Genomic DNA, 17,912 nt, shown 5'->3' on the forward strand with positions numbered 1-17,912 from the left:
TAAAAAACGTCATACAACAGTATTAAAAAGGGAGATGGACCTACAATGAAAAAAAATGTTCTCATTATTGGTGCTGGAGGTGTTGCACAAGTTGTTGCACACAAATGTGCTCAAAACAATGATATTCTTGGTGAAATTCATATTGCGTCACGAACACTCAAAAAATGTGAGGCCATCATTGCTTCTATTAAAGAAAAAAACACAATGAAAGAGCAAGGTGTTCTCAAAAGCCATTCGCTCAATGCCATGAATGTAGAAGAAACTATAAAGCTCATCCAAAAGACCAAATGCGAAATTGTCATTAATGTTGGTTCTGCCTTTCTTAATATGTCTGTTCTTTCAGCTTGTATTGAAACCAAATGCGCTTATATCGATACCGCAATTCATGAAGACCCATTGAAAATTTGTGAAACACCTCCTTGGTATAGCAATTATGAATGGCCTCGACGTCAAGAATGTGAAAAAGCTGGTATAACCGCTATTTTAGGAGCAGGTTTTGACCCAGGTGTAGTGAATGCTTATGCAGCATTAGCGCGCGATGATTATTTTGATAAAATCACAGATATTGATATTATTGATATTAATGCCGGAAATCATGGACGTTGGTTTGCTACAAATTTTGATCCAGAAATTAACTTCCGTGAATTTACAGGACAAGTATGGTCATGGCAAAATAAAAAATGGACTTCCAATAAAATGTTTGAAATCAGCCATGAATGGGATCTTCCCGTTGTGGGAAAACAAAAAGCCTATATGACAGGACATGATGAAATTCATTCACTTTCCAAAAATCTTGATGTAGAGAATGTCCGTTTCTGGATGGGATTTAGTGATCGTTATATCACTGTTTTTACGGTTCTAAAAAACCTCGGACTCTTATCGGAACAACCAATTAAAACGGCAGAAGGTCAAGAAGTTGTGCCCTTGAAAGTCGTGAAGGCCGTCTTACCCGACCCTTCCTCTCTCGCCCCAGACTACACAGGAAAAACCTGTATCGGAGATCTTATTAAAGGCGAAAAAGATGGAAACTCGAGAGAAATTTTTATCTATAATATAGCCGATCACAAACAAGCTTTTCATGAAACTGGGGCACAAGGCATTTCCTATACAGCTGGCGTACCAGCAGCCGCAACAGCTCTTCTTATTGCCACAGGCGAATGGGATGTTAAAACTATGGTCAATGTAGAAGAATTACCACCCCACCCTTTCCTTAAATATCTTGATCATATGGGCCTTCCCACTTTTATAAGAGAACAACAAGAGGATAAAAAATTACAATTTTAATACCTGTAGAAAGCATATACTTGATTTTTAAGTTATCACAAAACTGCCCAATGAAAACAAACTTAATATTCTCGTGTAATTATGGTTTTCAAAAAAATTTTAGCTATTCGTTATATTTTGGCAACATTGCGATTTCTTAGCAATCCTAAAGAAGAGACATAGCATCTTTTTAAGACATAGCGAGCAATGATCAAGAAAAACAGAGAAGAAAAAACTAATTTAATCACACTGTATAACTTGTCATTATCATCAAAAAGATAGTGTCATAAACAAAAGATATAAAAATACCGCTCTTTTAAAGAAGAGCGGTATTTTGTAGAATATTCAATTCCTCCCCTCTTCATCTTAAATGACAAAGATCCTTAACCTACACCAATCATTAAACAATTCAATTTCTTTGGGTGAATTCCTTTTGACTTCCCTCTTCATATATAACGTTTTGATTTATAACAATAAATCATCATTTTCAACTTGATTCATAACGCTGAATACTGTAAAATTCTCTTAATCACAAACTCTCTTACATTGAAGCAATTAAAATCTTTTGTCTGCACATCACAAACAAAGCGAGCGTGTGAGGTAAAATGATAAAAGAACAGAATAAAAATTCTCTTATGAAAACTCTCAAATAATAAAGAGCTTTAGCAATATTGAGAACTGAAAAAGTGTATTATCAATGTCAGCGTGTATTTTTACTAAACATAAAGATGATGGTGCACAATAGATCTTATAACAGTTTGAATGAATTTCATATATTTCAAGAGAAACTTTTACAGCTATACCATTCACGAACACCCTCGCGAAGTAGATTTGAGCATTTTGAAAGATGTTTTCTTAACACAAAGCACGCAGATAGGTTCAGAATCCTATCTTAAATATTTTATAACTGTATAAAAACTACCCCATATATAAAACTTTACATAGACGAAACACCACCGCTCTAAACGATAGTGCACAACAGAATAATCAATCAAAACTGCACAACAGATATCTAAAACAGTAATTATCGAAAAGCATACAACAAATGGAACATTTCAATACAATTGGTTATATTTTTTTTAAAGTTTTAAAATGTTGTTGTATGCTTCACTAATATTTTCTGCCTCATGTGCCTTTTAAAATGTACTTTTTAAAAGCTTTTTAAATATGAAGTGGTTTAGCAAATGTTGCCAAAGCTGCCTCACGCACGGCTTCTGATAAGGTAGGATGTGCATGGCAACAACGTCCCAGATCTTCTGATGAACCACCAAATTCCATTAAAACTGCAATTTCATGGATCATTTCACCAGCACCAAATCCAAGAATATGCCCCCCTAATACCCGATCTGTTTTTTTATCAGAAAGGATTTTAACGAACCCATCACTCTTTTGCATTGCACGTGCACGACCATTAGCCATAAAAGGAAATTTGCCAACATTATATTCAATGCCAGCAGTTTTTAGCTCTTCTTCTGTCCTTCCTACACTCGCAATTTCCGGCTGTGTATAAACAACACTAGGAATAACATCAAAATTAACATGTCCTTTTTGACCTGCCAAAATTTCTGCCACAGCAACGCCTTCTTCCTCTGCTTTATGTGCTAACATTGGTCCTTTTACGACATCACCAATTGCATAAATTCCTGGAACATTCGTCTGCCAATGAGCATCAATTGCAATAAATCCGCGTTCATCTAACTGAACACCAGCCTCTTGTAAGCCAAGCCCCTCTGTATAGGGAGAACGTCCAGTAGCAATAAGCACAACATCAGCCTCTAAAGTTTCAGATTCACCACCTTTGACAGATTCAAAGCTCACCTGAGCAGTTGAGCCAGATTGTGTAACAGCTGTCACCTTAGCACCCGTTTTATATTCAATCCCCTGTTTTTCCATTAATTTCTGAAATTGCCGTGAAACTTCACCATCCATTGAGCCCAAAACTTTATTAAGATACTCAATAATGGTCACCTTAGCACCTAAACGGCTCCAAACTGATCCAAGTTCTGAACCAATGACACCAGCACCTACTACAATCATATGCGTTGGTACTTTTTCAAGTGAGAGAGCTCCCGTAGAAGAAACAATAGTCTTTTCATCAATTTCAACATTCACCCCTGGAATGCCTGAACTCTCTGAACCGGTAGCAATAATAATATTTTTTGTTTCAATTGTTTGTTTATTACCATCTCTGGCAACAACTTCCACATGACCCGCACTCAAAATTTTGGCTGTCCCAAAAAAAGTATCAACTTTATTTTTTTTCATCAAAAAAGAAACACCACTCGTATTGGCTGTTACCACAGCTTTCTTATGAACCATCATTTGTTCAAGGTTAAGCTTAGATTTACCAATAGAAATACCAAGCGTTTCAAAACCATGCTGGGTTTCAGAAAACACTTCTGAAGCATGCAACAACGCTTTAGAAGGAATACAACCAACGTTGAGACATGTTCCTCCTAATGTTGTACGCTTTTCAATAATCGCTACTTTAAGTCCCAGTTGTGCCGCCTTTATTGCTGCTACATAACCACCTGGACCCGCTCCGATCACAGCCACATCATAAGACATCCGTTTCTCCTTTCATCCTGAAAACTGTATTTTACAAATCAAGAACAAGGCGTTCCGGATCTTCTAAGCTTTCCTTAACACGCACAAGGAAAGTCACAGCTTCTTGCCCATCCACAATACGGTGATCATAAGAAAGCGCTAAATACATCATGGGACGAATCACAACTTGTCCCTCAACAACCATTGCTCGCTCTTTAATCGCATGCATTCCCAAAATACCAGATTGTGGTGCATTCAAAATCGGTGTTGACATCAACGATCCATACACACCACCATTTGTAATGGTAAAAGTTCCGCCCTGCATATCAGAAACGGCTAATTTTCCATCACGCGCAAGACGTCCCAAACGACCAATCTCTTTTTCAATCTCTGCCAATGACATTTGATCTGCATCTCGCACTACTGGAACAACAAGCCCTTTATCCGTTCCAACAGCAATTCCAACATTGACATAGTTTTTATAAACAATATCTGTCCCATCAATCTCTGCATTAACAGCAGGAAGTTCTTTTAATGCATGACAAACAGCCTTGGTAAAAAAACCCATAAAACCAAGCTTAACGCCATGTTTCTTTTCAAAAAGATCCTTATAACGCTTGCGCAAATCCATCACCGCTGACATATCAACCTCATTAAATGTGGTTAACATTGCTGCTACATTTTGTGCATCTTTAAGACGGCGAGCAATTGTTTGACGCAATTTCGTCATACGAACCCGCTCTTCACGTGTTTCTTGGACAGGAGGTGCCGAAGAACTCGCCGCAGAAGAAGAGGGTGTAGGGGCATTTGTACTTTGTTTTAATCCACCAAGAACATCTTCTTTAAGAATTTGTCCACGTTTTCCAGAACCTGAAATATCGCTTTTTGCAACATTATTTTCAGCCATCAATTTTGCTGCTGAAGGAGAAGGAGGCATTGCACTGCTCAAAGCAGGCTTCTCCGATTCAGATGAAGCCGCTGGAACAAGTGTAGCAGAAGGTGAAAGTGATTGGGAGATACCAGCTTCTCCAGCTTTCACCACTCCTAAAAGAGCATTTACTTCAACCGTATCGCCTTCTTTTGCAATGATTTCAGATAATTTCCCAGCAACAGGAGAAGGAACTTCAACAGTTACCTTATCAGTTTCTAATTCAACCAAAGGCTCATCCATAGCGACAGCTTCGCCAAGTTTTTTAAACCATTTGCCAACCGTTGCTTCGGTAACCGATTCGCCCAAAGTAGGAACACGAATTTCAGTAGTCATAATATTTTTCCATACATCAGAGTAGTAATAAATTAAGAACCTAACGCGTCTTTAAGAAACGCAGCCAGTTGTTCAAGGTGTTTCACCATCAACCCAGAGGCCGGTGACGCACTCGCGGGACGTCCTGCATAACGAGCACGTGAATATTGCGCATTAATATGCGTCAAAACCCATTCCAAATAAGGCTCAATAAATGACCAAGCCCCCATGTTTTTTGGTTCCTCTTGGCACCAAAAAACTTCCGCCTGCAAAAAGCGCGATAACACATTCACCAAAACTTTTGCAGGGAAAGGATAAAGCTGTTCAACACGAAGGAGGTAAACATCATCAATACCCCTTTTTTCACGTTCTTCATAAAGATCGTAATAAACCTTACCAGTACAAAGAACGACACGGCGAATCTTATTATCTTTTTGCAACTTAATGACAGAATCTTTGAGACATTCTGCATCATCAAGCAACACACGACAGAAACTTGTTTCTGGCCCCATTTCATTGAGAAGAGAAACAGCTCGCTTATGACGTAAAAGTGATTTCGGTGTCATCAAAATCAATGGCTTCCGGAAATCACGCTTAATTTGTCGACGCAAAATATGAAAATAATTTGCAGGGGTTGTACAATTAGCAACCTGCATATTATCTTCCGCACAAAGTTGAAGAAACCGTTCTAAACGTGCAGAAGAATGCTCCGGCCCTTGCCCTTCAAAACCATGAGGCAATAAACACACAAGACCAGACATACGAAGCCACTTACGCTCTGCAGATGAAATAAATTGATCAAAAATGACCTGTGCACCATTAGAGAAATCACCAAATTGTGCTTCCCAAAGTGTTAATCCTCGTGGTTCAGCAAGAGAATATCCATATTCAAAACCAAGAACAGCTTCTTCAGAAAGCATAGAATTAACAACGTCATAAAGCGCTTGCCCCTTTTGTAAATGATTCAAAGGAATATAACGCGCCTCATTTTCTTGGTCATAAAGAACTGAATGACGTTGTGAAAAAGTTCCCCGTTCAACATCTTCACCGGAAAGACGAACCGGTGCTCCTTCCAAACAAAGTGAACCAAAAGCTAAAGCTTCAGCAGTTGCCCAGTCAACACCCTCACCGGTTTCAAAAATTTTAGCACGATTATTTAAAAAACGTTGAATGGTTTTGTGAACGTGAAAATCTGCCGGAATTTCAACAATTTTCTGACCAATTTCCTTTAAAGTTTTTAATTCAACACCAGTTGTTCTAGAATGCTGCTCATCAGAACTACTAAAAGCTTTGAGTCCCGTCCAGCTTCCATCAAGCCAATCAGCCTTATTAGGTTTATAAGAAGCACTTGCTTCAAGTTCACCTTCAAGCTTATCGCGCCATAATTTTTTTTGTTGCTCAATTTCTTCTGAAGTAACCATTCCTTCTGCTACTAATTGGTCACTATAAAGTTGAAGTGTTGTTTTATGATTACGTATTGCTTTATACATAAGCGGCTGCGTAAAGGAAGGTTCATCACCTTCATTATGCCCATAACGGCGATAACAAAACATATCAATAACCACTGGTTTATGGAAAATTTGGCGAAACTCTGTTGCTATTTTGGCAACAAAAACAACCGCCTCAGGATCATCACCATTCACATGGAAAATTGGTGCGTCAATCATTTTTGCGACATCTGATGGATAAGGCGAAGAACGTGAAAAACGTGGAGATGTTGTAAAACCAATCTGGTTATTGATAATAACATGAAGTGAGCCTGCAACACGATAACCTTTAAGACCTGAAAGACCAAAAGTTTCTTGGATAACGCCTTGTCCTGCAAAAGCGGCATCACCATGAATAAGCAATGGCATCACTTTTGAACGCTCACTTAATGGGAGTAAATCAGTATGCGCAGGTCCCATAAGTTGATCTTGTTTAGCACGTGCTTTTCCCATAACAACCGGATCAACAATCTCAAGATGAGATGGATTGGCCAACAGTGATAAATGAACTTTTTTACCATCAAAGTCCAGATCAGCGGTAGTTCCCAAATGATATTTAACATCACCGGATCCCTCCACATCATCAGGCTTGTAAGATCCCCCTTTGAATTCATGAAAAATAGCCCTATGCGGTTTGGCAAGAACTTGTGAAAGAACATTTAAACGACCACGATGTGCCATTCCTAAAATAACTTCCCTAACCCCCAAAGCACTACCACATTTGATAATCTGTTCAAGAGCGGGAATCAGCGCCTCACCACCATCGAGTCCAAAACGCTTTGTACCTTTATATTTAGTGTCTAAAAACTGTTCGAATCCCTCTGCCTGAATAAGCTTATTCAGAATAGCTTTCTTGTCTTGTTGTGTGAAAGAATTTTTTTTATCTCGCCCTTCAATGCGTTCTTGAAGCCATACTTTCTGAACCGGATCAGAAACATGCATATATTCCACACCGATTGTTGAACAATAGGTACGATTGAGAATCTCAAGCATTTGCGGAATAGTTGCATATTCCAACCCTAAAACATTATCAATAAAAATGGGACGCTCGTAATCAGCTGGAGTAAAACCATAAGCTTCTGGAGAAAGTTCCTTATAATCTTCTTGTTTTTCGGCCAATTGAAGAGGGTCAAGCTGCGCATGAAGATGTCCCCGTTCTCGAAACGCACGAATCATCATAATTGCATGAACGGAATCACGTGTTGCACGAATAATATCTTGTTTACTGGAAGTTTTTCCCTTTTGTGCAGCACCTGTTATTGCTTTTTCCTTTAATTTATCGCCAAGATATTTTTCAAGAGAAGACCAATCACCATCAAGAGCAGAAACCAATTCACCCTCTGCTTTTAATGGCCAATGATCACGCTGCCATGTTGCTCCTTCAGCATTTTTAAGAACATCTTCTTTATTATCATGAAGTCCTTCAAAAAAAGCACGCCACTGTGAATCAACACTGGTAGGATCTTTTTCATATTGAGCATAAAGTTGATCTATATAATCCGCATTCCCACCATAAAGAAATGATGTCTGTGCAAAAAGGCTATTTATTTCGTCCTGCCTTGCCATATACTTCTCCGGAACATTTATTCCGTCTCCTTATATCTCTTTTTGACCTTTAAATGCTTACAAACAAGCAGTGATTCGAACATTCAAAAAAGTTTTACCTTTTTATACTCAAGCTTTTTCACCTGAATCTAAGAACCTTTTCTTATTCAGGTGAAACTTTCTTTTAGCCTTTCAAAACTGACATCAAAGTCTTACCTATCTGTGATGGCGAAGAAGACACACGAATCCCTGCTGATTCCATTGCCGCAATTTTATCTTCTGCTCCACCTTTACCACCAGAAATAACAGCACCAGCATGTCCCATTGTACGTCCTGGAGGAGCCGTACGGCCAGCAATAAAGCCAACAACTGGCTTTTTACGACCTTTTCTTGCTTCATCTTGCAAAAACTGTGCTGCTTCTTCTTCAGCAGAACCACCAATCTCACCAATCATAACAATAGACTCGGTTTCATCATCCGCTAAAAACATTTCCAACACATCAATAAATTCAGTGCCCTTAACAGGATCGCCACCAATCCCTATAGCAGTCGTTTGTCCGAGACCTTCCTGACTCGTTTGAAAAACGGCTTCATAAGTTAAAGTTCCCGACCTCGAGACAACCCCAACAGAACCTTTTCTAAAAATAGAACCAGGCATAATACCAATTTTACATTCATTTGGTGTAAGAATACCGGGACAATTAGGACCAATAAGACGAGACTTTGAGTTTTCTAATCGCGCCTTCACTTTAACCATATCCATAACGGGAATACCTTCCGTAATACAGATAATTAAACGAATTTCAGCTTCAATAGCCTCTATAATAGCTGCCGCAGCCCCTACAGGAGGAACATAAATAACGGAAGCATCCGCGCCTGTTTTTTCTTTTGCTTCTGCAACATTAGCAAAGATAGGAAGAGTTTCACCTTTTGAACCTTCCCATGTTTCTCCACCCTTTTTAGGATTAACGCCACCAACCATTTGCGTACCATGATAAGCAAGCGCCTGTTCTGTATGAAATGTTCCTGTTTTTCCTGTAAGCCCTTGAACTAGAACTTTTGTCTCTTTATTCACAAGAATCGACATAGCTTAAGCTCCCTTCACGGCTGCAACAATTTTTTGGGCAGCATCATCTAAATCATCAGCAGGAATAACATTCAAACCACTCTCATTAATAATTGCTTTACCCTGCTCAACATTAGTGCCTTCAAGACGAACAACCAAGGGAACTTTTAAACCAACCTCACGAACAGCAGCAACCACACCTTCAGCAATGACATCACAACGCATAATACCACCAAAAATGTTAACCAAAATGCCCTTAACATTTGGATCGGCCGTAATAATCTTAAAAGCAGCTGTCACCTTTTCTTTTGATGCTCCACCACCAACATCCAAAAAATTCGCTGGCTCTGCTCCATAAAGCTTAATGATATCCATTGTTGCCATAGCAAGCCCAGCACCATTAACCATGCAACCAATCGTACCCTCAAGAGCAACATAAGCAAGATCATGCTTTGATGCTTCTATTTCCTTTGGATCTTCCTCTGAAAGATCGCGCAATTCTAAAATATCTGGATGACGAAACAGAGCATTATTATCAAAAGAAACTTTCGCATCAAGAACACGCAAATGACCATCTTTCATCACAATAAGCGGATTGATTTCTAAAAGGCTCATATCTTTTTCACAAAATGCCTTATAGAGAATCGGAAAAAGTTTTTCACCATCTTCTCGCGCACTACTTTGTAGTTTCAACGCATCACAAAGTCTTGCACAATCAGCAGAAGTAACACCCTCTCCAGCATCAATGGGAAGCGTGAATATTTTTTCTGGTGTCTCTTCAGCAACCGTTTCAATATCCATTCCCCCTTCTGTTGAAACAACAAAAGCAATTCGACCAACGCTACGATCAACCAAAAGTGAAAGATAAAGCTCTCGTTCAATATCGGCACCATCCTCAATGTAAAGGCGGTTGACCTGCTTACCTTCTGGACCAGTTTGTTTAGTTACCAAAGTTTTTCCAAGCATTTCTTGAACATTTGCGACAACTTCTTCAACAGATTGTGCAAGCCGAACACCACCCTTTGCATCAGGACCAAGTTCTTTAAACTTACCCTTACCACGACCACCAGCGTGTATCTGACTTTTAACCACATAGAGAGGTCCGGGCAATTTTTCCGCCCATTTTTCAGCTTGCTCTACAGAATAAACAGCGACACCATTTGCAATTGGTGCTCCATATTCATGAAGCAGACGTTTGGCCTGATACTCATGGATATTCATGCATTTGTCCTTTTCTTTTATGGATCTTATTAATCCTAAAGTTTTAATATTCTATACTTATTTTAATGAATTAAACCTTGTTCAATTTACTTGAGACTAGGTACAAGAGCAATACAAGCTTCACAAAGCTTTTTAACCGCATTTACTGAATGATCAAAAGCACCTCTTTCTTCCTTATCAAGATCAATTTCAATGACTCGTTCAACACCACCTGCACCAAGTACAACAGGAACACCAACGTAGGTATCATTAACCCCATATTCTCCTGAAAGATAAGCTGCAACAGGCACAACACGCTTAGTGTCCTTTAGATAAGCCTCAGCCATAGAAACAGCAGAAGCTGCTGGTGCATAATAAGCAGAACCTGTTTTTAACAAACCAACAATTTCTGCACCGCCATCACGGGTACGCTGGATAATTTGATCAATTCTTTCCTGTGTTGTCCAGCCCATCTTTACAAGATCAGGCAAAGAAATACCACCAACCGTTGAATAACGCACGAGAGGAACCATTGTATCACCGTGGCCCCCTAAAACAAACGCTGTCACATCTTTAATAGAGACCTTAAATTCTTCAGATAAGAAATGACGAAAACGCGCTGAATCAAGAACACCAGCCATCCCAACCACTTTATGTGTAGGGAGACCTGAAAATTTCTGCAATGCCCACACCATCGCATCAAGGGGATTGGTAATACAAATAACAAACGCTGAAGAAGCGTATTTTTTAATTCCAGCTCCAACTTGTTCCATAACCTTTAAATTAATGCCCAAAAGTTCATCACGGCTCATACCAGGTTTTCGCGCAACGCCTGCTGTTACAATAACAACATCAGCACCTTCAATTGCTTCATAAGCATTAGCACCTTTTAGACTGATATCAAAACCATCAACGGGAGAAGATTCGGCTATATCTAGAGCCTTACCTTGTGGCACACCTTCTGTAATATCAAATAAGACCACATCAGCAAGCTCTTTAAGCCCAATAATATGTGCTAAAGTACCACCAATCATACCTGAACCAATGAGAGCTATTTTTTTCCGTGCCATTTTATTTTTTCCTAACTTTTAGATAATTCAGCGCACACCCATCAGCGTCCGTATACTGAATATTTTTGACTTCAACCATATTCAAACAATATCATAAAAAGGAGTAAAGAAATGAAATTTACAAATTTATCTCCTTACAGAAACAACAACCCTCCGCTGAAACAACTATTAGAAAATTATCACGATGTATCGATAAAGTGAATTTAAAAAAAATACAACAGAATTATTATATTTCTTTAATTTCAAAAAGTTATTGTTTTTACAGTTTACGTAAAGGTAAAAGTATAATCAATGCTTCTTCTTCAAAAGAAAATGTTCTTCCCAAAGTTTTAAATAATCGTAGCTTTGCATTTCGAAAAGACGTGATTGTGTTCTTTGAAATTCAAATGTTTCCGTAATCTGCGCATGCCCTTTATACAAATCCCCTACCCCTGCGGCTGCCGACATAAACAACCGTATATGCCGCTCATAAAGAATATCAATAAGCAAAATAAACCGTTTTGTTTCATTGCGACATGTATCATCCATGACCGGTACATTATCAATAAAAATCGTATGATAATGCTCTCCTAATAACAAATATTCAGCCGCGGCCAAAGGCTTTGCACATAAATCCCCATAATCAAAACGAGCACATCCTGCACCAAAGCGCGGAATAGGAATAAAGCGCCCTTTTATAGAAAGCTCATCAGACATCTCCTTATGTCCTTGCAATACAAGTGCCCATGCTTGATCCATATATTCATTTGCTTGGACCCCCAACGGCGATACATACATCTGTTGTAGATTTGATTTTTCAAGGCGATAATCTGTTTTTGCATCAAGATTAACAACACGAACATATGCTTTCAAAACTTGAATAAAAGGCAAAAAGAGCTCACGATTCAAACCGTTACAATAAAGGTTATCCGGCGCCACATTTGAAGTCGCAATAAAGAAAATTCCTTTATCAAACAGAGCAGAAATAAGCCGCCCCAATACCATAGCATCAGCAATATCCGTTACACTAAACTCATCAAAACAAAGTACTTTTGCTTCTCGTACAAGATCTTCAGCAACAGCTAAAATAGGATTATCTTGTTTAAATTTTGTACACCCAGATGCTTGACGATAAGAATTAATACGCTCATGCACATCAGCCATAAAATCATTAAAATGGGCACGCTTTTTATGACCTTTAGGCAAACAAGAAAAGAACAAATCCATCAGCATGGTTTTGCCCCGTCCTACTTCACCATAAATATACAGTCCCTGAAAAAAACCTGTTTCATCTCCTTGTTTTACAACGCAAGAAATATTTTGTTTTTTCCTTTTAAATATTCTGTTAAAGAAAGAGCAAAATATCCAAGGCAAAGAATGAGAGATATTTTGTTCCGCAATTTTTTTTAATAAATGATCAAAATATTCTGTTATAGCTAATTGAGCGGGATCAAAACAAACCTCTCCTTTAGCGACAAGCTCCTTATAACGTGTTGAAACGAGAATCATCCAAAAAGCCTTTTTCAAACTGATCTCAATGAAAAATACAAATACTTTTCAAGAATCTGTCCGTCTAGTTTAGTTTATCATAAACGATCAAAAATGATTTAACGACTTAAAATAACGGGATGATCATCAAGTGTACGTCCCTCAAAACGATCAACATTTGAAGAATAAAGAACGAGGATAACACGTCCAGAGTTATTATAAAAATATAATCTTTTTCCTTTAACAGCCCACGATCTCACTTGGGAAGCAATTCCTGGACAGTGTAAAGGACCAGCACGGTACCCTTGTCCAAACTTTGTTTGTGGAGTTGCAATCCGGCAAACTTTTCCTCCCATAGAAAGATTCCATACCCCAGCAACACTTGCAGGAAATAAATCAGTGGCATTACTTGGCAATTCGAGACTAGCCATTCGTCCATCGCTCTGAGAATCTCCTTTTTCATACATCGTAGCATTTGCATCTTCAGATATCGACGAAGAAGTAGACGACAGATCAGACGCTTCTAATATTGTCATTTGTTGAGATGGATAAAAAACTTCTAATGCGTTACCATCGTCATTACCATCAAACCGTGTTGTTGAACATCCCCCTAAAAACATTACAGTTGATAGTGCAACGAAAAACGAAACTTTTGAAAACGCCATGTCTGTACTCTCTCCCACGACAATAAATAAGTTCACAAAAAAATTAAGCGAATATTTGTTATAGTTACAAAGATAAATTAACAAATTAAAAAAAACAGGTTAAAATCACTTATTTTAAAAGAAATAATTTATGTACCCAATTTTATATTTATTAAACACTAGAAATTTATAATATTTTCAGTCATATATCTTTTTATAAGTAATCATTAGAAATAGAGAAGTTTCATGAAAACGCCATTTAGCAAAATGGACGGTCTTGGAAATCAAATTATTGTTGTTGATATGCGTGAAAGCACATACGCTCTTACACCACAAGCAATCCTTGCTTTGTCGGCAGATCCTGAAATGCATTTTGATCAAATCATGGCTATCCACACACCAACCCAGAAAAAAACCGACTTCCGCATAGAAATATGGAATGCCGACGGATCAATGGCTAAAGCTTGTGGCAATGGTACCCGCTGTGTCATCGCATGGCTTAAAGATCACAATTTTGGTGAAAAATTTCATTTAGAAACTCCCGCTGGAATTATTGAAGGAAAATACCAAACCGATAATCTCATTTCTGTTGATATGGGATGCCCAAATTTCAGTGCAAAAGAGATGCCTGTTTCACGTGAAATAGTTGATACCAATCACGTAGAAATTATGGCTGGTCCCCTAAAAGACGCTTGTCTCATATCCATTGGCAATCTCCATGCTATCTTTTTTGTTGAAAATGATATTCAACATATTCCATTAGAAAAATATGGGCCAAAACTTGAACATGATCCCCTGTTTCCCGAACGGTGCAATATTTCCATTGCTTGCATAACGTCAAAGAAAAGTCTAAATTTACGTACATGGGAGCGAGGGGCAGGATTAACACAAGCATGTGGGAGTGCTGCTTGTGCAAGTGCAGTGGCCGCTTATCGTCGTGGACTTACAGAGCGCCATGTTGATGTAAATTTACCAAAGGGAACACTTAATATTTTTTACCGAGAAGACGATCATATTATCATGACAGGACCAATTAAATATCACTTTAGTGGTTTTTTAAGCCCTTTAACAGGGTGCTACAAAAAGGATCACTCCTGATGGCAATAGAAATTGTAACTTTTGGTTGTCGACTTAATAGCTACGAATCGGAAATCATTCGCAAAGAAAGTACTTCTTCAGGGCTAGATCAACTTAAAGATGGTGCTATTATCTTTAATACCTGTGCTGTCACTGCCGAAGCCGTACGACAAGCAAAACAAGCTATCCGCAAAGCAAGACGTGAAAATCCTCATGCGCGTATCATTGTAACAGGGTGTGCAGCCCAAACAGAAGCACAAAATTTTGCCTCAATGACAGAAGTAGATCTTGTTTTAGGAAACGAAGATAAACTTCACGCTCATTCTTATCGTCAACTTCCTGATTTTGGTATTAATCATTCTGAAAAGATGCATATCAATGACATTATGGAAGTACAAAAAATTGCTCCACATATGGTCAGTGCAATGCAAGAGCGCACCCGCGCTTTTGTACAGGTACAAAACGGATGCGATCACCGCTGTACATTTTGCATTATTCCTTATGGACGAGGACCATCTCGTTCAGTTCCCATGGGTGCTGTCATAGAACAAATTAAAAAGCTGATAGGTGGGGGTATCCAAGAAGTGGTCCTTACAGGTGTTGACCTTACAAGTTATGGCCACGATCTTCCTGGAAAAGCTACTCTAGGAAAATTAACTTCAGCTATTTTGCATCATGTCCCTGACTTAGCCCGATTACGCCTCTCATCTATTGACTCTATTGAAGCAGACGAAGAACTCATAAATCTTTTAGCTTATGAAACAAGAATCATGCCCTATTTGCATTTATCTTTGCAAGCAGGTGATAATATGATTTTAAAACGGATGAAACGGCGTCATCTGCGCGAACATGCCATTCAATTTTGCCAAGAGTTGCGTGCCAAACGTTCTACAATGGTTTATGGTGCCGACTTAATTGCTGGTTTTCCTACAGAAACAGAAGAGATGTTTCAAAATAGTCTTTCCTTAATCAAAGATTGTAATTTAACCCATCTCCATGTCTTTCCCTTTAGTCCAAGAGAAGGAACACCTGCCGCACGTATGCCACAAATCAACCGTAAAATAATTAAGCTGCGTGCTGAAAAATTGCGTAAAGTAGGTGATATGGCTTACAAAAAGCATCTTGCTCATTTACAAAACAGTCTACAAACAATTCTCGTTGAAAAAGATGAAATCGGACGAACAGAAGATTATACTCTTGTACAAGTTAAAGGTGCAAAAGCAGGAACAATTGTTCAAGCCCTTATCGTTGATCATGATGGCGATAAATTGATTGCTGTCCCTCCAAAATTAAACGCTGCTTGAGCAGGAGAATTCTTATGACTAAATCTTTTATAAAAAAAATATTCTCTTTTAACAAATCTCAAGAGCAAGAAATTGAACAACAGATTTCTATTCCTGATAAAAGCGATATAATAGAAGAAAATAAAGACAAAAATGAAAAGACAAAAAATAATCAAATCTCTATAAACACAGAAAAAGAAGAACAAACAAAAAATCCAGAGTCAATACTTACAAAATATGATGAAAAATCTCCATTTCTAGAATCCCATTCTGATAAAATTCCCTTTTCTGGTAAAATTATTGTCACAGACAACATCCGTGAAAAAAAGAATGAAGAAATTTTATCTGAACCTTCTGTTGAACAAAAAAAAACAGCGTGGTTTGGGCGCCTTAAAAAAGGCCTATCCCTTTCTTCACAACGCCTAAGCGGATCAATTGGCGATCTCTTTGTTAAAAGAAAACTTGATGAAGATACATTGCAAGAGCTCGAAGATATTCTTATCCAAGCTGACATAGGTGTAGAGACGGCAACACGCATCACAAATACTTTAGCTTCCAGTCGTTACGGAAAAAACCTCTCCCCAGATGATATTCATACTATTGTAGCTGATGAGGTCAAAAAAGTTCTGGAACCTGTTGCAATACCATTAGAACTTGATCTCAGCCATAAACCTCATGTTATTTTGCTGGTAGGTGTAAATGGCACTGGAAAAACGACAACTATTGGAAAACTTTCAGCCAAATTAACAGAAGGGGGATTAAAAGTTATGCTGGCAGCAGGTGATACTTTCCGAGCCGCTGCTATTGAGCAACTACACATTTGGGGTGAACGTACCAATTCTCCTGTTATTTCGACAAAATTGGGTGCAGATGCCGCCAGCTTAGCATTTGATGCTTATGAAAAAGCAAAAAAAACAAACAGTGATGTATTAATTATTGATACAGCAGGGCGTTTACAAAATAAATCTGAATTAATGGATGAGTTGGCAAAAATTATTCGTGTTTTAAAAAAACACACCCCCCAAGCACCCCACACAATCCTTCAAACTCTTGATGCAACAACCGGACAAAATGCACTCAACCAAGTGGACATTTTCCGTGATATTGCTGGTGTTAATGGTTTAGTTATGACAAAGCTAGATGGGACTGCACGAGGAGGAATTCTTGTCGCTATCGCAGCAAAATATAAATTACCCGTTTATTTTATCGGTATAGGAGAAGATATTGAAGACCTTCAACCCTTTTCTGCTTCTGACTTTGCCGAAACTATTGCAGGAAAACACGCATGAAACAGCCTTTATCTAATCCTAATTTACACAATAATTCTGAAAAAAAGATGAATAACAATAAAAAAAATTCTCTCTCACCAACACTTAAGTTTCTTTTGGAAATGGGTCCATTGGTTGCCTTCTTTTTTGCCAATTATAAGGGAGGATGGCTGATAAAAAACATTGGATTTTTTCAAAATTTTAGTAAGCCTATTTTCCCTGCAACAGCTATTTTTATGGTAGCTATTATTATTTCCCTAAGCTTATCATGGATCCTTGCAAGACAAATTCCTATTATGCCTCTTATTTCAGGAATATTTGTTTTAGTTTTTGGCTTTCTAACTCTCTGGCTTCATAATGAAACTTTCATAAAAATGAAACCAACAATCATTAATAGCTTATTTGCTTTTATACTTTTTGGTGGGATGTTTTTTAAAAAACCACTTTTACGTTATGCTCTTGATTCTACCTTAAAACTTGATGATTTAGGTTGGCAAAAACTTACCTATCGTTGGGCGTTTTTTTTCATTTTTCTTGCCATTTTGAATGAAATAATTTGGCGTAATTTTAGCGATAATTTCTGGACAAGTTTCAAAGTATTTGGCGTCATGCCTATAACAGTCCTTTTCATGCTTACCCAAATGCCTATAATTATAAAACATTCAAAAGGACTTTTTACAGAAGAGGACAAATCTGATTCTTAAAAAAATCATCACTACCGATTATTTTATAGATTCATCGCCAAACACTGT

At 38.1% G+C, this 17,912-nt stretch carries 13 protein-coding genes; 5 read left to right on the forward strand and 8 right to left on the reverse strand.

The window, feature by feature from the left end; all coding sequences use genetic code 11:
• The first annotated feature begins 45 nt into the window (after positions 1-45).
• Positions 46-1,284 (forward strand): saccharopine dehydrogenase NADP-binding domain-containing protein, encoded by a 1,239-nt coding sequence (locus ACFIM6_RS01300; protein WP_375611322.1) that lies wholly within the window; start codon positions 46-48, stop codon positions 1,282-1,284.
• A gap of 1,140 nt (positions 1,285-2,424) precedes the next feature.
• On the opposite strand, the gene lpdA is transcribed toward ACFIM6_RS01300, so the two are convergent.
• From lpdA to ACFIM6_RS01340, 8 genes are all read right to left on the reverse strand, one after another.
• The gene (gene lpdA / locus ACFIM6_RS01305) at positions 2,425-3,831 is read right to left on the reverse strand and encodes a dihydrolipoyl dehydrogenase (RefSeq protein WP_375611323.1); all 1,407 of its coding nucleotides are present in this window, start codon (positions 3,829-3,831) and stop codon (positions 2,425-2,427) included.
• A 31-nt stretch (positions 3,832-3,862) separates the two neighbouring features.
• Positions 3,863-5,074 (reverse strand): 2-oxoglutarate dehydrogenase complex dihydrolipoyllysine-residue succinyltransferase, encoded by a 1,212-nt coding sequence (gene odhB / locus ACFIM6_RS01310; protein ID WP_375611324.1) that lies wholly within the window; start codon positions 5,072-5,074, stop codon positions 3,863-3,865.
• Positions 5,075-5,106: 32 nt separating this feature from the next.
• Entirely contained in the window at positions 5,107-8,106 is a 3,000-nt protein-coding gene (locus tag ACFIM6_RS01315; protein WP_375611325.1) for a 2-oxoglutarate dehydrogenase E1 component, read from the reverse strand.
• 163 nt (positions 8,107-8,269) lie between these two features.
• The gene (gene sucD, locus ACFIM6_RS01320) at positions 8,270-9,172 is read right to left on the reverse strand and encodes a succinate--CoA ligase subunit alpha (protein ID WP_375611326.1); all 903 of its coding nucleotides are present in this window, start codon (positions 9,170-9,172) and stop codon (positions 8,270-8,272) included.
• A gap of 3 nt (positions 9,173-9,175) precedes the next feature.
• Positions 9,176-10,372, reverse strand: coding sequence for an ADP-forming succinate--CoA ligase subunit beta (sucC, locus tag ACFIM6_RS01325; protein WP_375611327.1), 1,197 nt, complete (start codon positions 10,370-10,372; stop codon positions 9,176-9,178).
• 86 nt (positions 10,373-10,458) lie between these two features.
• A complete protein-coding gene (gene mdh / locus ACFIM6_RS01330) occupies positions 10,459-11,421 on the reverse strand; it encodes a malate dehydrogenase (protein ID WP_375611328.1) in 963 nt (320 codons plus the stop codon).
• 288 nt (positions 11,422-11,709) lie between these two features.
• Positions 11,710-12,909, reverse strand: a complete 1,200-nt coding sequence (gene zapE / locus ACFIM6_RS01335; RefSeq protein WP_375611329.1) for a cell division protein ZapE — start codon at positions 12,907-12,909, stop codon at positions 11,710-11,712.
• Between the two features lie 98 nt (positions 12,910-13,007).
• On the reverse strand, positions 13,008-13,553 hold the full coding sequence (locus tag ACFIM6_RS01340; RefSeq protein ID WP_375611330.1) for an AprI/Inh family metalloprotease inhibitor: 546 nt from the start codon (positions 13,551-13,553) through the stop codon (positions 13,008-13,010).
• Between the two features lie 225 nt (positions 13,554-13,778).
• Between ACFIM6_RS01340 and dapF the strand changes: the two genes are divergently transcribed.
• From dapF to ACFIM6_RS01360, 4 genes are read left to right on the forward strand one after another with little or no spacing between them, the layout of a single operon-like run.
• Positions 13,779-14,630, forward strand: coding sequence for a diaminopimelate epimerase (dapF, locus tag ACFIM6_RS01345; protein WP_375611331.1), 852 nt, complete (start codon positions 13,779-13,781; stop codon positions 14,628-14,630).
• Positions 14,630-15,913, forward strand: coding sequence for a tRNA (N(6)-L-threonylcarbamoyladenosine(37)-C(2))-methylthiotransferase MtaB (gene mtaB, locus ACFIM6_RS01350; RefSeq protein ID WP_375611332.1), 1,284 nt, complete (start codon positions 14,630-14,632; stop codon positions 15,911-15,913). The genes dapF and mtaB overlap by 1 nt, the downstream gene beginning before the upstream one ends.
• A gap of 14 nt (positions 15,914-15,927) precedes the next feature.
• Complete coding sequence (ftsY, locus tag ACFIM6_RS01355; protein WP_375611333.1) at positions 15,928-17,181, forward strand: signal recognition particle-docking protein FtsY; 1,254 nt, start codon at positions 15,928-15,930, stop codon at positions 17,179-17,181.
• On the forward strand, positions 17,178-17,864 hold the full coding sequence (locus ACFIM6_RS01360) for a septation protein A (protein ID WP_375611334.1): 687 nt from the start codon (positions 17,178-17,180) through the stop codon (positions 17,862-17,864). The genes ftsY and ACFIM6_RS01360 overlap by 4 nt, the downstream gene beginning before the upstream one ends.
• The last annotated feature ends 48 nt before the right edge of the window (positions 17,865-17,912 follow it).

The organism is Bartonella sp. AA9NXGY, from assembly GCF_042196845.1.
In the GTDB taxonomy this organism is placed as follows: domain Bacteria; phylum Pseudomonadota; class Alphaproteobacteria; order Rhizobiales; family Rhizobiaceae; genus Bartonella.

Bases quoted from the DNA above. Each gene is read 5' to 3' on its own strand.
- ACFIM6_RS01300 (WP_375611322.1), top strand. From the start codon at position 46: ATGAAAAAAAATGTTCTCATTATTGGTGCTGGAGGTGTTGCACAAGTT.
- lpdA (WP_375611323.1), bottom strand. From the start codon at position 3,831: ATGTCTTATGATGTGGCTGTGATCGGAGCGGGTCCAGGTGGTTATGTA.
- odhB (WP_375611324.1), bottom strand. From the start codon at position 5,074: ATGACTACTGAAATTCGTGTTCCTACTTTGGGCGAATCGGTTACCGAA.
- ACFIM6_RS01315 (WP_375611325.1), bottom strand. From the start codon at position 8,106: ATGGCAAGGCAGGACGAAATAAATAGCCTTTTTGCACAGACATCATTT.
- sucD (WP_375611326.1), bottom strand. From the start codon at position 9,172: ATGTCGATTCTTGTGAATAAAGAGACAAAAGTTCTAGTTCAAGGGCTT.
- sucC (WP_375611327.1), bottom strand. From the start codon at position 10,372: ATGAATATCCATGAGTATCAGGCCAAACGTCTGCTTCATGAATATGGA.
- mdh (WP_375611328.1), bottom strand. From the start codon at position 11,421: ATGGCACGGAAAAAAATAGCTCTCATTGGTTCAGGTATGATTGGTGGT.
- zapE (WP_375611329.1), bottom strand. From the start codon at position 12,909: ATGATTCTCGTTTCAACACGTTATAAGGAGCTTGTCGCTAAAGGAGAG.
- ACFIM6_RS01340 (WP_375611330.1), bottom strand. From the start codon at position 13,553: ATGGCGTTTTCAAAAGTTTCGTTTTTCGTTGCACTATCAACTGTAATG.
- dapF (WP_375611331.1), top strand. From the start codon at position 13,779: ATGAAAACGCCATTTAGCAAAATGGACGGTCTTGGAAATCAAATTATT.
- mtaB (WP_375611332.1), top strand. From the start codon at position 14,630: ATGGCAATAGAAATTGTAACTTTTGGTTGTCGACTTAATAGCTACGAA.
- ftsY (WP_375611333.1), top strand. From the start codon at position 15,928: ATGACTAAATCTTTTATAAAAAAAATATTCTCTTTTAACAAATCTCAA.
- ACFIM6_RS01360 (WP_375611334.1), top strand. From the start codon at position 17,178: ATGAAACAGCCTTTATCTAATCCTAATTTACACAATAATTCTGAAAAA.